Here is a 15,755-nt window from a genome sequence, read left to right on the forward strand (position 1 = left end):
ATGTCGACTCGCCCCTCGTCGAAGTTCCCGCTACCCGCTAGAATGGACGCTTTAACGATCTTCCCCTCTGTGTCGAGTGCTCGGTACTGACAGGTGGGAATCGGCCCGATCTGCAAGGACATCCCGACGGTATGAGTTACCAGGTTCTGGCCCGCAAATGGCGCCCCCGTACGTTTCACGAACTGGTCGGCCAGGAGCATGTCTCGCGTGCGCTGGTCAACGCGCTCGACCAGGGGCGTCTGCACCATGCCTATCTGTTCACCGGCACGCGCGGGGTCGGCAAGACGACGCTGGCGCGGATTCTCGCCAAGTGCCTGAACTGCCGGCAGGGCGTGACATCGGTACCATGCGGTGAATGCGAGACTTGCCGCGAGATCGACGAGGGCCGCTTCGTCGACCTGATCGAAGTCGACGCCGCCTCGCGTACCAAGGTCGAGGATACCCGCGAGCTGCTCGACAATGTGCAGTACGCGCCGACCCAGGGGCGTTACAAGGTGTACCTCATCGATGAGGTACACATGCTGTCCACGCACAGTTTCAACGCGCTGCTCAAGACACTCGAGGAGCCGCCGCCCCACGTCAAGTTCCTGCTGGCCACCACCGATCCGCAGAAGCTCCCGGTCACGGTACTCTCGCGTTGCCTGCAGTTCACGCTCAAGAACATGCCGCCGGAGCGCGTGGTCGGGCATCTGACGCATATTCTCGAGGCCGAGTCGGTGGCTTTCGACGAGCAAGCGCTGTGGCTGCTGGGCAAGGCCGCCGAGGGCTCGATGCGCGACGCCTTGAGTCTGACCGACCAGGCCATCGCCTTCGGGCAGGGCGAGGTGCGTCATGTCGATGTCGCCGCGATGCTGGGCACGCTCGATCATCGTCACCTGTTGGCATTGGCCGAGGCACTGGCCGAGATCGATGCCGCGCGGGTGTTGCAGGAAGTCGCCAGCCTGGCCGAACAGGGACCCGACTTCGGCGCCATCCTCGACGATCTGGCCGGTGTCTTCCATCGCCTGACCATCGCCCAGATGGTGCCGGATGCGCTGGATAACGGTCACGGTGATCGCGATACGCTACTCCCGCTGGCTGCGCGCTTCACCGCCGAGGACGTTCAGCTCTATTACCAGATTGCACTGCAAGGCCGCGGGGACATGGAAAGCGCCCCGGATCCGCGTACCGCGCTGGAGATGACGCTGCTGCGCATGCTGGCGTTTAGGCCCCAGGGCGTACCCAAGCCGCCGCAGACACCATTGCCGATTCGCGGCTCGGCCGAGAATGAGGCGCCAGCCGCCGCGCCATCGAGCGCTCCGGCACCAAACCCGCCAGCGTCTACCGTCGCGCCTTCATCTGGCGAGCCGTCGCGTCCCGAGACCCAGGCGCCCGCAGCGAGTGATAGCAGTCTCGCAGCGGACGATAGCGGTGAAGAGACACCGCACGAGTTACCTGAGACCGCAGCGCCTGAAGTCGAAACGCCCACGGTAGCGGAAGAGACGCCGCCTCTCGTGGCCGACGTCCCTGATGATGCTGCCGATGCCGCGCTCGAAGACGAGGCGCAACGCCAGGCGGACGCCGCTGGCGTTGCCGATGTGGACGATGCGCCGCCTTGGGCGCTCGATGACGCCCCGGCGCCTGTCGCCTCCGAGGCCCCCGCCGCCGTGCCGGAACCTCCGGCGATGGATGCTGCCGCTGATGTGGATGAGCCTGATCCCGAGCCTGATCCCGAGCCCGAGCCCGAGCCCGAGCCCGAGCCCGAGACGCCGGCACCCGTCGTTGCCACGCACGAGTCGGGCGCTTTCGACCACGCGCGTTGGCTGGCGGTGTTCGAGTCGCTGGCACTGGGTGGGCTGACGCGTAACCTGGCGGCGCATTGCATCGTGGAGCACGACGACGGTGAAACGCTGGCGCTGCGGCTGGACCCTTCGCAGGGGGCGATGCTGGCCGATGTACACATTGAGCGTCTCACCAAAGCTTTAGCCGATCAGGGCGTCGAGCGGCGCTTGAATGTCACGGTCGAGGCCCTGCCCGAGAACCTGGATACCCCGCGTTCGCAAAGCGAGCGGCAGGCGCGAGAGCGTCATGCCCAAGCGGTTGAAGCGTTGCGCCGCGACCCGCATATTCAGATGCTGGAACATGATTTTGGCGCCCACTTGCTGGAACGCAGCGTGACGCCGACCGATGGCGCCGCTTCCGACGCGTAAGTCGTCGGCGGCTCTGACTTTTTAGAACTCCTTGAGGATACGACCATGATGAAGGGCGGAATGGGCAACATGATGAAACAGGCCCAGGAAATGCAGGAAAAGATGCAGAAGGTCCAGGAGGAAATCGCCGAGACCGAAGTCACGGGCGAGGCCGGGGCCGGGATGATCAAGGTCACCATGAACGGTCGTCACGACGTGAGTGACGTGAATATCGACCCCTCGGTGATGGAAGAAGACAAGGAGTTGCTCGAAGATTTGCTGGCCGCCGCCGTCAACGACGCGGTGCGCAAGGTCGAGACGACATCCAAGGAGCGTATGGAAGAAGTCACCGCGGGGATGAACCTGCCGGCGGACTTCAAGATGCCGTTCTAAGCGATGGCGTTTTCTCCCCTCGTCGATCAACTGCTGGAGACGCTGCGTGTGTTGCCGGGCGTGGGCCCCAAGACCGCGCAGCGCATGGCCCTGCATCTGCTGGAGCGCGACCGCGACGGCGGCCGTCGGCTTGTCGCCTCATTGGGCGAGGCCTTGGAACAGGTAGGCTATTGTCAGCGTTGCCGCACGCTGACAGAGACGCCGCTATGCACCATTTGTGAGGATGCACGGCGCGATGAAGGACTGCTGTGCGTCGTCGAGTCGCCGGCCGACATGCTGGCGATCGAGCAGGCCGGCGGCTATCACGGCCACTATTTCGTGCTCCACGGCCATTTGTCGCCGCTGGATGGCATCGGCCCCGAGGACATTGGGCTCGATCAGCTCGATGAACGGCTCGCAAACGGCGCCATCGAGGAATTGATTCTGGCCACCAACCCCACCGTGGAAGGCGAGGCCACTGCGCACTACATCGCCGAGCAATTACGTGGCACCGGCGTGCGCCTGTCGCGCCTGGCCTACGGCGTGCCCATGGGTGGCGAGCTGGAATACGTGGATGGGGGCACGCTGAGCCGTGCCTTCAATGGCCGTTTACCGTTCGCGCAAGAGTCGAGCTGACCCTCATCATCGTCAACAAGGATACGGGATGCCCCCGAGTTTCGAGATTCGCTGGGTGGAAACGCCCACCGCGCTGGCCGAGGCGTGCGAGGCGCTGGCCGACGCCAATTGGCTGGCGGTGGACACAGAATTTCATCGCGAGTCGACGTTCTTTCCCATCGCGGCCCTGGTGCAGCTCTATGCCGGCGGTGATGAGGCCTTCCTGATCGATCCGCAAGTCGTGGCGGCCGATAGTGCTCTGCAGTCGCTCCTGGGGGCCGACGGACCGCTCAAGTTGCTGCATGCCAGCGGCGAAGACCTCGAAGTGCTGGAGAGCTGGGCGAATGTCGCCGTCGCGCCAATCGCCGATACGCAGGTGGCGCAAAGCCTACTGAGTACCCAGGCATCGCTGGGCTATCAACGCTTGGTCGAGCAGTGGACCGGCGACGTGTTGCCCAAGGAGGAAACGCGCTCGGATTGGCTGCAGCGTCCGTTGTCCGACTCACAGCTACGCTATGCCGCGCTGGACGTGGTCTATTTGCCGCTTGTCTGGCAAGCGCAACGCGACGCGCTGGTGCAGCAGGGGCGCCTGGCCTGGTTGGAAGAAGAGTGCGCGCGCCTGTGCGAGGCCAATCGTCGCAACCGCGATGCCGATGAGCAGTGGTATCGTCGTCATCGCCAGCTGTGGCGGCTCGAGCCGCGTCAGTTGGCGCTTTATCAGGCGCTCACGCGATGGCGCGAAGGTGAGGTGCGACACCGCGATCTGCCGCGTGGTTGGCTGGCGAGCGATAAGGTGCTATTCGCGATCGCTGTGGAGATGCCGCGCAACCGCCATCAGCTCTCGACCATCGAAGGCGTCAGGCCCAAGCTGATCAAACATGACGGCGATACCTTGCTGGCGATGGTGCAAGCAGCCGTGCACCTCGATGACGAGGCACTGCCGGCGCCGCTTCCACCCCCGCATTCAGCGGCGTTCAAGACGCGGCTCAAGGCACTCAAGAGCGTCGTCAACCGCGAGGCCGAACGCCTGGATATCGCCCCCGAGGTGCTGGCCAATCGCCGCGATCTCGAAGCCTTGGTGATGGCGGATCTGGACGGCGTGCCGCTGTCGCTGCCCCAGGGCTGGCGTGGCACCTTGCTGGCCGAGGCGTTCACCCAGGCCCTGGCCGATCACTGAGAGGCGAAGACGATGCCCAAACGACTCTGTGAAATCTTCAAGAGCCCGCGTCGCGACGAAATGTATTTATACGTGGATCGCGCGCGAGGGCTGACGGATGTGCCCGCAGCACTGCTCGAGCGGTTCGGTAAACCGGTATCGGTGACCGTGATGATGCTCAGCGACGACAAGCCGCTGGCGCGGGCCAAGGCCGGGGACGTGCTGGCCGCCATCGCGTCACAAGGCTTTTATCTGCAGATGCCGCCGACGCGCGAGGCCTACATGCTGGACTTATACAAGGCGCCCACCGAGGCACGGTACTGACCCATGCGTGAACGTTTCTGGGAGCGTTTTTCCCTCCAAGAACTCGACGATGAAGAGTGGGAAGCGCTTTGTGATGGTTGCGGTCTGTGCTGCCTGCTCAAGCTCGAAGACGAAGAGAGCGGCGATGTCGCCACGCTCAACGTGGCCTGCCAGTTGCTGGATATCGATACTTGCCGTTGCAGCGATTACGAAAACCGCTTCGAGCACGTGCCGGGATGCACCAAGTTGACCCGCGACAACCTGGCGGCGTTTCACTGGCTGCCGACGTCGTGTGCCTATCGTCGATTGGCAGAGGGACGTAAGCTCGCGGCCTGGCATCCGCTGATCGCGGGCGATGCACGGCGCATGCATCGCAAGCAGAAGAGCGTGCGCCACTTCGCGGTGAGCGAGTGCGAGGTGGCCGATGAGGCGCTCGAGGATCACATCATCGACATTATCCCGTGCCAATGACGTTTTTGGTGGCAGGGTGCGGTATATGAAGAAGGCCCCGACCGGGGCCTTCGTCGTTATAGGGCGTCAGCGTGGGCGATCAGCGGGCACCTCATTGTCGGCGAGGCCCAAGGCCCAAAGCAGGAAGGCATCCTGACGGGCGTTGTCGTGCCAGGCCTTGAAGCGTCCCGAGGCGCCACCATGTCCGGCCGCCATGTCAGTGCGCAGCATGATCGGGCGGCGCTGCTCGGCGGGCAGTTGGGAGACGATCTCGGTCAGGCGTGCGTAAAGCTTGGCCGGTTCCCAGTAGGGTACACGCGAGTCGTGCCAGCTGCCTTGCAGGAACAGCGTGGGATAGGGCTGCGCGACGAGGTTGTCGAGGGGGGAATAGTCGCGAATGCGGCGTTTCGCTTCCGGCTCATTGGGGTTGCCCCATTCGCTGTATTCCGCCGTCGTCAACGGCAGGTCGGGGTTTTCCATGGTGCGCAGCACATCGACGAACGGCACGTCGAGTACGGCGGCACAGAACGCGTCCGGTTCGAGATTGAGGCTAGCGCTTACCAGCAGGCCGCCGGCGCTGGCGCCATAGGCGGCGATGCGCTGGGTATCTGCTACGCCATTCGCCACCAGGGCATGACGCGCGGCGAGAAAGTCGCGGAAGCTATTTTCCTTGTGCGCCAGCTTGCCGGCCAGATACCACGGCTCGCCCCGATCGCCGCCACCGCGCACATGGGCGACGGCGAACGCCACGCCCCGCGACAGCAGTTCGAGCCGCGCCACGGAAAACCACGGATCGAGCACTTCCCCGTAGGCCCCATAGCCATAGAGCAACGTCGGCAGTGGCCCTTGCTCGATCAGGTCGCCCCGCGCCACGACGGAGACCGGAATGCGTTCGCCATCGTGGGCCTCGGCCCACAGGCGGTGGCACACCAGTTGCTCAGGGGCAAGATCGCCGTGCACGGGCTGAGCCTTGAGCAGGCGGCGCGCGTCGGTATCGAGGTCGTGCTCGATCCAGCGCGGCGGCAGCGTGAACGATTCCTCGTGCAGGCGCAGGCGGCGGGTGTCGAAGTCGGGTGTATCGCCCAGTATCAGGCTGCAGGGCGCTTCGGGCAGCGGTAGACGCCGCTTGATGGGCGTCGCCGTGTCGAGCGCGACCACGCTGAGATGCACCTGGGCCTCGCGGTGATCGCGTTCGGTGATGACGAGCCCCCAGGCGAAGGCATCGACGCCTTCCAGCGTCAGATACTCCTGATGATCTAGCAGCGGTGCCCACTCACCGGGTGTGGATTCGGCCGCGACGTCGAGCTGGAAATGCGGCGCATCCTGATTATGCAAAATGTAGAAGTGGCCGGGACGATGCTCGAGGCCGTATTCGACGCCCTTGACGCGTTCGCGTACGCAGCGCGGCGGCGTATCGGGCGCTGCCGCGGGGATCAGGTGGCATTCCGAGGTGTCCTTGGAGGCGGTTTCCAGCACCAGCCAGGCGCGTGATCGGGTCTTGCCCAGCCCCACCCAGAACTCGGCGTCTGCTTCACGGAACAGGCACGCGCTTTCCCCGCTTCCGATATCCAGCCGCCAGATGCTATCCGGACGTTGCGTGTCGTCGTAACGCGTGAACAGCAGAGTACGGTTATCCTCGGCGCAACACAGTTCGGGGCCGATGTCGTTCAGCAGGCGCCGGGGTTCGCCGTCAGGCAGGACGCGTAGGAAGAGATCGAAATTCTCGTCGCCGTTGGTGTCCTCGGTCCACGCCAGCCAGCTTTCATCGGGGGCGATGGCCATGTCGGCGACTTCCATGAAGTCGTGATGCAGGGCGCGGGCCTGGACATCGAGCACGCATTCACGCTGTGACGCGTTGTGGTTGGGGTGGCGCCACCAAATCGGATAGTCGGCGTCGTGGGCGGTTTCGCTCCAGTAGGTATGGTGATCGAGCGGCGTGCGCAGGCCATCGACGGCCAGTTCGCGACGCGCCAGGTGGCCGGCGTAGAGTGTCTCGACGAGTGGCTCGAGGGGCGCGAAGCAGGCGGTGGACTCTTGGTTGGCCTGCTCGAGAAAGCGTACCACCTCGGGGTCGTCGCGATTCTCCAGCCAATGCCAGTAAGGATCGTCCTTGCGTTTGAAGCGTGCGACCGGCGAGAGTTGGGTCGCGTCGTGAAGCGCAGGGATGTGCGGCTGTGCTTTCATGTGCAGCGGTGTACCATGTCGAAGAAAGATCGAACGCGAGAGGACGCGATGCTGATTTCCGATTCCCTGCCACAGTTGTGGCTGAGTTACTTTGTATTATCGCTGCTGGTACTGGTCACCGGCTACCTTGGGGTGCGCTTTTTGCCCAAGTTACCGCGTTGGGTCGTGACGGGGGCGGTCGCGGGAATGTTATGGGCGGTGGCGCCATTTACCTCGCCCTTGTTGGAGGACGGTGAGCATTATTCCGGTCTTGCGCCGGCCATCGTCGTCGCGGCGGTGGGCGTCTTGCAGGGCGATGGTGGCCAGCTTGCCGTGGCCACGCCGCTGTTGTTGGTCGGTATGGCGATAGGCGGTGTACTAGGCGCGTTAATGTGGATATGGCGCCGACGTCGCCATAGCGGTGGTGATAACGATGCGCCACACGGTGGTGGCAAGCAGCGTAAGTCGCCCTCCGGAAATGCGCGGGACGACGACCGGCGTCGCGAACCGGTGCTCAACTGATATGTTCGGCCGTTATGCGCCTCACATGAGTTTGGTTTTATAAAGAAGAAGGAAGGGTCATGCGAGCGCTGTTCGCGTTGTTGGTGCTGTGTGTCGGTGGGGGACTTGCGTCGCTGAGTTGGGCACAGGACACCAGCGCCTCCCAGACGCCGGATGTCCGCATGATTTTCGACGTCTCGGGAAGCATGAAAGCCAATGATCCCAATAACTTGCGTGCTTCGGCATTGAAGTTGGCGGCGACGTTGTTGCCTTCGCAGGCGCGCGGTTCGGTGTGGACGTTTGGTTCCCGGGTGCAAAATCCGTTGCCTGGCGGCAAGATCGACTCCGATTGGCGGCGGCGTGCTCGGTCGCTGGCGCCGCAACTGATCGACTATCAGCAGTTCACGGATATCGAGCAAGCGCTGCGTGAAGTAAGCCAGACAACAGGCGGTAAGCGTCATGTCATCTTGCTGACCGATGGCATGGTCGACCTGCCCGGGAGCGGGGAGGAAAAACGCACGCGTGATGCGGCCTCGCGTGAGGCCTTGATAGCGTCGCTGGCGCCCGAACTGGCGTCGCGTGGCGTGGTGGTGCACACCATTGCGCTCTCGCCGAATGTGGATCGCGAGTTGCTCGAACGGGTATCCCAGATCACGGGTGGCCTGGCGGCGGTGGCCGAAACTCCCGAAGCATTGCTGCGGGCGTTTCTCGATGTGCTCGAGCGCATCGTGCCCCGCGATCAGTTGCCGATCAAGGAGGGCAGTTTCGAGGTCGACGACGAGGTCGAGGGCTTCAATGCGCTGCTATTTCACGAAGAAGGTGCGCCCGAGATCGCGCTGGTGGGCCCTGACGGTGAGCGTTACACGCGTGACGATCACCCCGATGACATGCTTTGGCAGAGCAATCCGCGTTATGACTTGATCCGCGTGCCTGAGCCGCAGGTGGGGGAGTGGCATATCGAGGGGCCGGTGGGGCGCGATAGCCGCGTGAGCATCGAATCGCCGTTGCAATTGCGCAGTGATACCTTGCCGCCGACCCTGTATCTGGGCTTCGGTGTGCCCCTCGACGTTTGGCTATCCCGCGAGGGCGAGACGCTCACAGGTGATGCGTTACCGGCTGGTATCCGTGTGCGTGGTGAATTGCGTGGACTCGATGACGAAACGCGGGCATCCACGTCTCTGAAGGCCGAGGACGACGGCCACTTCACGGGCACGCTGCAGGCACCCGAGGAGGCAGGCAACGCCCGCCTGGTGCTCAACGCCGATAGTGATGCCTGGACGCGTGAGCGTGTGCAGGGCGTCAACGTCGTCCCTCCCGTGATCACGACGCTTAACGGCGATGCCACGCAGGTCACGCTGGAGGCGCAGCATCCGCGTTTGAACGTCGACAATACGCAGATCTCGGCGAGCTTGTTGGGCGAAACGCTCGACGTGGTGCCGGATGGAGAATGGACGTGGCAAGTCGCGCTGCCGGAAGTCGATCCCGATCAATCGGTACCATTGAATCTCGACATGACGGTGACGCTCGATGGACGCACTTGGTCCATTGCCTTGCCTGCACTACGTCTCAACCCCGAGGCGCGTATCGGGGTTTCCGGCGCCGATGTCAATGGCGGGGGCGCGCGTGCCGAGACGTTGCCGGGCGGCGATGCTGTCGCCGCCCAAGAGGATGAAAGTGATGCGCGCGAAGAGGGCAATTTGACCGCCCTGGCCGGCGCGCTATGGGATAAGGCCGGCGATGAGTGGCAGGCGCTGCGGCCGCATGTCGAACCCTACGCCAAGCGTCCCACGACCTGGGCGGTGTTCGCCGCGCTTCTATTGTCGCTGGTGCTCATAGGTGGGCTGCGTCGTCGCTCAAGACGGCGTCGTCATCGGCGGCGGCGCGACCCGCAGGTATAATCATCGGCAAGATTCAGAGCCTCGGCATGATTGCCGGGGCTTTTTTGTCTTCCGATTCTTGCGACAGCGTACGGGCAATCGACGTTAAACGTTAGTTTCAATCGGCTGTTTTAATTCCTGCTGGCCTGTTATAACGGAAACGGCAACATCAATAATGTTGTCTAAAAGATGTCGAACGATGTTGCATTGCGCGTGCCGAACCGGCTGGTGTCGTAGCCGGTGTCGCGCTATCTTGCGGAAAGCCTGTGTTTTTTCGGCATGACCCAGGCTCGAGATTCAATAATAAATGTCGGCACTCTGAAGTCGACCCGGTCAGCGGAGATATACGATGAGTCACGCCACCTCGCCGGTCGTTTCCGGTCCGCCTCTCGAAGGAATGGAGGAATTCGCCTCGGTCAACGAGGTGTTCGTCCACAGCTGCGGACGCTTCGCCGACAAGCCGGCGTTCACCTGCATGGAGCAAACGCTGAGTTATGCGGAGCTCGAACGCCTCTCGCGGGATTTCGCCGCCTGGCTAAGCGAGGAAACCGACCTGGTGCCGGGAGATCGCATCGCCATCCAGTTGCCCAATGTGCTGCAATTTCCCGTGGCGATTTTCGGCGCCATGCGCGCCGGGCTGATGGTGGTCAATACCAACCCGCTGTATACCGAGCGCGAGATGGCGCATCAATTTCAGGATGCCGACGTCAAGGCGATCCTGATTCTCGCCAACATGGCCGACAAGCTCGAGCGGATACTGCCGCGCACGGCGATTCGCCACGTGCTGGTGACCGAACTCGGCGACATGCATGACTTCCCTAAACGGGCGTTGATCAATGCCGTGGTCAAGCACGTCAAGAAGATGGTGCCGCGTTACACATTGCCCGAGGCGACACGTTTTCGCGATGCCTTGACGCGCGGGCGAGGGCTGTCGAGTGAAGCGGCCATATGCCAGGCCGATGACGTGGCCGTGCTGCAGTACACCGGCGGTACTACCGGCGTGGCCAAGGGCACCATGCTCACGCACCGCAACCTGATCGCCAACATGCTGCAGACGCGTCAGATGATCGCCGGGCTGATCGAGGAAGGGCGCGAGACGATCATTGCACCGCTGCCCGTCTATCATATCTATACGTTCACGGTGAATTGCCTGTTCACCATGGTCACCGGCAACCACACCGTGCTGATTCCCAACCCGCGTGATATCGACGGCTTCATCAAGACGCTGCGCAAAACCGAGTACACCGGTTTCGTGGGGCTCAATACGTTATTCAACGCGCTCTGCCAGCGCGAAGACTTCCGCGCCCTGGATTTTTCGCGTCTCAAGCTGACCATTTCCGGAGGCATGGCGCTGACCAAGGCCGCCGCGAAACGTTGGGAAGAAGTCACGGGCTGCGCGATCCTGGAAGGCTACGGCATGACCGAGACCTCGCCCATCGTGTGCGTCAATCCACCGGATGGTATTCAACTGGGCACCATCGGCAAGCCGGTGCCCGGCACCTCGATCAAGGTGATCGGCCCCGAAGGCGAAGAGGTTGCGCGGGGCGAGCCCGGCGAGCTGTGCGTTCAGGGCCCGCAGGTGATGAAGGGCTATTGGAATCGCCCCGAGGATACCGCCAAGACGCTGGACGCCGAGGGCTGGATCCGCACCGGCGATATCGCCGTGATTCAGGACGACGATTACGTGCGCATCGTCGACCGCAAGAAGGACATGATCATCGTCTCCGGCTTCAACGTCTATCCCAACGAGGTCGAGGACGTGGTGGCCACGCACGAGGACGTGATCGAGGTTGCTGCCATCGGGGTGCCCGACGATGCCACCGGCGAGGCGATCAAACTCTTCGTGGTGAGTCGTAACGAGGCGTTGGATGCCGAAACGTTGCGCACCTGGTGCAAGCAGGAACTCTCCGCCTACAAGGTGCCCAAACTCATCGAGTTTCGTGATGAGCTGCCCAAGACCAACGTCGGCAAGGTACTGCGCCGTGAGCTGCGCGACGGCCAGGATGGCAAAGAATCGACGCCGGGTGATGGGGCAACATAGGCGCGAGGTCGGCCTTGGCGTTACAATTGACGGCTCGCCTTCCCGTGGAGGCGAGCCGTTTTGCTGATTTCATGAGGCGCCCTTGAGCACGACACCGACGAGCGATTCCCGCGATCAACTGGCGCACTTGCGCTCGCAACTTGACGACTGCCTGTTGCGCGATGCCCACGATCAGGGGCGGCGTCTCGACAAGCTGGCAGGACGCGCGCGCGGCGGCAAACCCATCGACCGTTCGCTGCGCGAGATCGAAACGCGTCTGGCGCGCTCGCGAGAGGCCTTGGCGGCGCGGCGTGCCCAGCCGTTGACGCTGCGCTATCCCGAGCATCTACCCGTGGCCGAGCGGCGCGACGACCTGCTGGCGGCGCTCGACGAACACCAGATCGTCGTGGTGGCCGGGGAAACCGGCTCGGGCAAGACCACCCAGCTACCCAAGCTGTGTCTCGAGCTGGGACTGGGGCGGCGCGGCCTGATCGGCCATACGCAGCCACGGCGTCTGGCGGCACGCACCGTCGCCACGCGCCTCGCCGAAGAACTGGAAGTACCGCTGGGGGCGCAGGTCGGCTATCAGGTGCGCTTCACCGACCAGACCGATGAGCGCACGCTGGTCAAGCTGATGACCGACGGCATCCTGCTCGCCGAGACGCAGAACGACCCGGATCTGATGCGCTACGATGCGATCATCATCGACGAGGCCCACGAGCGCAGTCTCAACATCGACTTCCTGCTCGGTTATCTCAAGCGTCTGACCGAACGGCGTCCGGATCTCAAGATCATCATTACCTCGGCGACCATCGACGTCGAGCGTTTCAGCCAACACTTCGGGCGTGAAGGCAAGCCGGCGCCGGTGGTCGAGGTCTCGGGGCGCACCTACCCGGTGGACGTGTTCTATCGGCCGCTGGTGCGCGATGCCGACGACGAGGAAGACCGCTCCCTGCAAGAAGGCATCCTGCATGCGGTGGAAGAGATCGAGTCCATCGAGCGCGAGCGACGCTGGTTCAGCGGGCCGCGCGACGTATTGATCTTTCTGCCCGGTGAGCGTGAAATCCGCGAGACGGCGGATACCCTGCGGCATGCCGATCTCCGGGGCACCGAGATCCTGCCGCTCTATGCGCGCCTTTCCAACGCCGAGCAGAACCGCGTGTTCCAGTCGCACGCCGGGCGGCGCATCGTGCTGGCCACCAACGTCGCCGAAACCTCGTTGACCGTGCCGGGCATTCGTTATGTCATCGACCCCGGCCTGGTGCGCATGAGCCGCTACAGCTACCGCGCCAAGGTCCAGCGCCTGCCTATCGAGCCGGTCAGCCAAGCCAGCGCCGATCAGCGCAAGGGGCGCTGCGGACGTATCAGCGAGGGCGTGTGTATTCGCCTCTATAGCGAGGAGGATTTCCGGGCACGGCCGACCTACACCGAGCCCGAGATTCAACGCACCAATCTGGCCTCGGTGATCCTGTCGATGCTCGCACTCAAGCTTGGCGACATCGAAGCGTTTCCCTTCGTCGACGTGCCGGACTCGCGCTTCGTCAAGGACGGGTATCGTCTGCTCTATGAGCTGGGGGCCGTGGGAGCCGACAATCGCCTGAGCGAGCTGGGACGGCGCCTGGCCCGCTTGCCCATCGATCCCCGCCTGGCGCGCATGGTGCTGGCCGGTGCCGAGCAGGGCAGCCTGCGCGAAACCTTGATCGTGGTCAGCGCGCTGGCCGCTCAGGATCCGCGCGACCGCCCGGCCGACAAGCGTCAGGCCGCCGATCAGCAACATCGCCAGTGGCAGGATTCCGAGTCCGACTTCATGGCCTGGCTGAATCTTTGGCATGGCGTCGAGCATGCCCGCGAGACCTTGTCCGGCAACCAACTGCGGCGCTGGTGTCGCGACAACTATCTGAGTTATCTGCGCTTGCGCGAGTGGCACGATACTTTTCGCCAGCTCAAGCAATTGACCCGCGACATGGGGCTCGAGTCCTCCAGCGCGGTACTGCCGCCGAAGGAAGACGCCCCCGCGACGGCGCATCCGCGTGTCGACGGCGAACGCCTGCACAAGGCGCTGCTCTCGGGGTTGCTCTCGCACCTGGGGACGCTGCAGGAAAATCGCGAGTATCTGGGCGCGCGCAATCGCAAGTTCATGATTCATCCCGGCTCGGGACTAGCCAAGAAGACGCCCAAATGGGTCATGGCCGGCGAGCTGGTGGAAACCTCGAGGCTATATGCGCGTGACGTGGCGCGCATACAGCCGGCCTGGGTAGAGCCCATGGCCGAGCATCTGATCAAGCGCAGCCACAGCGAGCCGCATTGGGAAATGAAACGCGGTCAGGTGGTGGCCTTCGAGCAGGTCACGTTGTTCGGTCTGCCGATCGTGACCGGACGACGCGTCGATTATGCCAAGGTGGCGCCAGCGGAGGCGCGCGAGATATTCATTCGCCGCGCCCTGGTGGAGGGTGAGTATCGCAGCCAGGCCGATTTTTTCCAGCACAATCGCGCCTTGATCGACGACGTCGAGGAACTCGAGGACCGTGCCCGCAAGCGCGATATCCTGGTCGACGAGGAGACGCTGTTCGCTTTCTACGATGCGCGCTTGCCGGCGGACGTCGCCGGTGCCCGCAGTTTCGAGCGCTGGCGCAAGCAAGCCGAGCGCGAGGCCCCCGAGGTGCTCAAGCTCGACCGCGACACGCTGATGGCGCGCGACGCCGAAGAGATCACGCAGGAGGCCTATCCCGATGTGCTGGTGCACAACGGTGTGCGTTACCCGCTCAGCTATCATTTCGCACCCAGGCAACCCGACGACGGCGTGACCTTGACGGTGCCGGCGGCGATGCTGTCGCAACTCCCTGAAGGACGCCTCGAATGGCTGGTGCCGGGGCTCTTGCGCGAGAAGTGCATCGCGCTGCTCAAGACGCTGCCCAAGGCGATTCGCCGGCAGGTGGTGCCGATACCCGATTGGGTGGATGCCGCCCTGGCGACACTGGTGCCCGATGAGCGCCCGCTGACCGAGGCGCTGGGCGAGTTCCTGCGCCGACGTACCGGCGTGCGCCTGGGCCCTGATGACTGGCATACCGAGGCCCTCGAGGCACATCTGGTCATGAACCTGCGGGTGGTCGACCACGATGGCAAGGTGCTCGGCGAAGGACGCGACCTGGGCGCCCTCAAGCAGCGTTTCGACGAGGCGGCGAGCCAGGGCGCCAAGGCGCTGGCGGCGAGCGGGCCGACGGCCGAGGCGCTTGCCGAGCTGCCGACGCAAGCGATTCCCGAATCGCGTTCCACCCAGCAGGCGGGGATTCGCGTCGAGGCCTATCCGGCGTTGGTCGATCAGGGCGATAGCCTGGCCATCGAATCGTTCGATCATCCGAACAAGGCGCACGCGGCGCACCGCCACGGGGTCAAGCGCGCGGCGATGCTGCGTCTGCCCGAGCAGGTGCGCTACCTCGCCCGCGAGCTCAAGGGCGTGGACCGTTGTGCGCTGCTGTTCGCCAAGGTGGGTAGCAAGCAACAACTCGTCGACGACCTGATCGAAGCGGTCTTCCTGCAGGTGGTCGCCGTGGACCCGTTGCCGCGCGATCGCGACGCCCTCGAGGCGCGCATCGAGGCCACGCGGGGCGAACTCGTCGCCCATGCCGAATCCCTGGTTGCGACTCTCCAGAAGGCTCTGGAAGGGCATCTCGAGGTGACCAAGGCACTCAAGGGTAACCTCAATTTGTCCCTGGCCTTGGTCTACAGTGATTTGAAAGCCCAGATGGGGCGCCTGGTGTATCCCGGCTTCGTCAGCGACGCCGAGGCCTGGCTCGAGCAGTATCCGCGCTACATGCAGGCGGCTCTGATCCGGCTCGAGAAGGCGCCGCGTGAACGCAATCGCGATCAGGCGGCAATGCATCAGGTACACGAATTCGAGGAGCGCTTGCACGCGCGGCGCGAAGCCGACCAGCGCGAGGGACGCCGCGACCCGCATTTCATCGAGTTCGGCTGGTGGCTTGAAGAATTGCGCGTGTCGTTGTTCGCTCAGCAACTCGGCACTCTGGCGCCGGTGTCGGTCAAGCGCCTCGAGCGTCGCTGGGCGGAACTGACGGGGCGTCAGCAGTGACACCGCGAATCCTAACGACTATACGACAAGCGCACCTGGGAGT

At 63.8% G+C, this 15,755-nt stretch carries 11 protein-coding genes; 10 read left to right on the forward strand and 1 reads right to left on the reverse strand.

Translation table 11 applies throughout. The features are described 5' to 3' along the window. The first annotated feature begins 131 nt into the window (after window positions 1-131). The 6 genes from dnaX to RVY79_RS14240 are packed head-to-tail and all read left to right on the forward strand — an operon-like array spanning window position 132 to window position 5,085. The gene (gene dnaX / locus RVY79_RS14215; RefSeq protein ID WP_317465003.1) at window positions 132-2,189 is read left to right on the forward strand and encodes a DNA polymerase III subunit gamma/tau; all 2,058 of its coding nucleotides are present in this window, start codon (window positions 132-134) and stop codon (window positions 2,187-2,189) included. 45 nt (window positions 2,190-2,234) lie between these two features. Next, window positions 2,235-2,561 carry a YbaB/EbfC family nucleoid-associated protein gene (locus RVY79_RS14220; RefSeq protein ID WP_317465004.1) on the forward strand — a complete coding sequence of 109 codons (327 nt, stop codon included), beginning with the start codon at window positions 2,235-2,237 and terminating at the stop codon, window positions 2,559-2,561. 3 nt (window positions 2,562-2,564) lie between these two features. Beyond that, window positions 2,565-3,176, forward strand: a complete 612-nt coding sequence (recR, locus tag RVY79_RS14225) for a recombination mediator RecR (protein WP_317465005.1) — start codon at window positions 2,565-2,567, stop codon at window positions 3,174-3,176. Between the two features lie 28 nt (window positions 3,177-3,204). Continuing rightward, the gene (gene rnd, locus RVY79_RS14230) at window positions 3,205-4,332 is read left to right on the forward strand and encodes a ribonuclease D (protein WP_317465007.1); all 1,128 of its coding nucleotides are present in this window, start codon (window positions 3,205-3,207) and stop codon (window positions 4,330-4,332) included. 12 nt (window positions 4,333-4,344) lie between these two features. Continuing rightward, complete coding sequence (locus RVY79_RS14235; RefSeq protein ID WP_317465009.1) at window positions 4,345-4,635, forward strand: YcgL domain-containing protein; 291 nt, start codon at window positions 4,345-4,347, stop codon at window positions 4,633-4,635. A 3-nt stretch (window positions 4,636-4,638) separates the two neighbouring features. After that, the gene (locus tag RVY79_RS14240; protein WP_317465010.1) at window positions 4,639-5,085 is read left to right on the forward strand and encodes a YcgN family cysteine cluster protein; all 447 of its coding nucleotides are present in this window, start codon (window positions 4,639-4,641) and stop codon (window positions 5,083-5,085) included. 66 nt (window positions 5,086-5,151) lie between these two features. On the opposite strand, the gene RVY79_RS14245 is transcribed toward RVY79_RS14240, so the two are convergent. Next, window positions 5,152-7,248: a S9 family peptidase gene (locus RVY79_RS14245; protein ID WP_317465012.1), complete on the reverse strand. Its 2,097-nt coding sequence runs from the start codon at window positions 7,246-7,248 to the stop codon at window positions 5,152-5,154. A 48-nt stretch (window positions 7,249-7,296) separates the two neighbouring features. Between RVY79_RS14245 and RVY79_RS14250 the strand changes: the two genes are divergently transcribed. The 4 genes from RVY79_RS14250 to hrpA all read left to right on the forward strand — a co-directional run bounded on the left by RVY79_RS14250 (window position 7,297) and on the right by hrpA (window position 15,712). After that, on the forward strand, window positions 7,297-7,749 hold the full coding sequence (locus RVY79_RS14250; RefSeq protein WP_317465014.1) for a hypothetical protein: 453 nt from the start codon (window positions 7,297-7,299) through the stop codon (window positions 7,747-7,749). Window positions 7,750-7,808: 59 nt separating this feature from the next. Beyond that, window positions 7,809-9,626, forward strand: a complete 1,818-nt coding sequence (locus RVY79_RS14255; RefSeq protein WP_317465016.1) for a vWA domain-containing protein — start codon at window positions 7,809-7,811, stop codon at window positions 9,624-9,626. A 328-nt stretch (window positions 9,627-9,954) separates the two neighbouring features. After that, entirely contained in the window at window positions 9,955-11,646 is a 1,692-nt protein-coding gene (locus tag RVY79_RS14260) for an AMP-binding protein (protein WP_317465017.1), read from the forward strand. A gap of 82 nt (window positions 11,647-11,728) precedes the next feature. Further along, window positions 11,729-15,712 (forward strand): ATP-dependent RNA helicase HrpA, encoded by a 3,984-nt coding sequence (gene hrpA, locus RVY79_RS14265; protein WP_317465019.1) that lies wholly within the window; start codon window positions 11,729-11,731, stop codon window positions 15,710-15,712. Window positions 15,713-15,755: the final 43 nt, after the last annotated feature.

The organism is Chromohalobacter sp. HP20-39 (assembly GCF_033052815.1).
Taxonomy (GTDB): domain Bacteria; phylum Pseudomonadota; class Gammaproteobacteria; order Pseudomonadales; family Halomonadaceae; genus Chromohalobacter.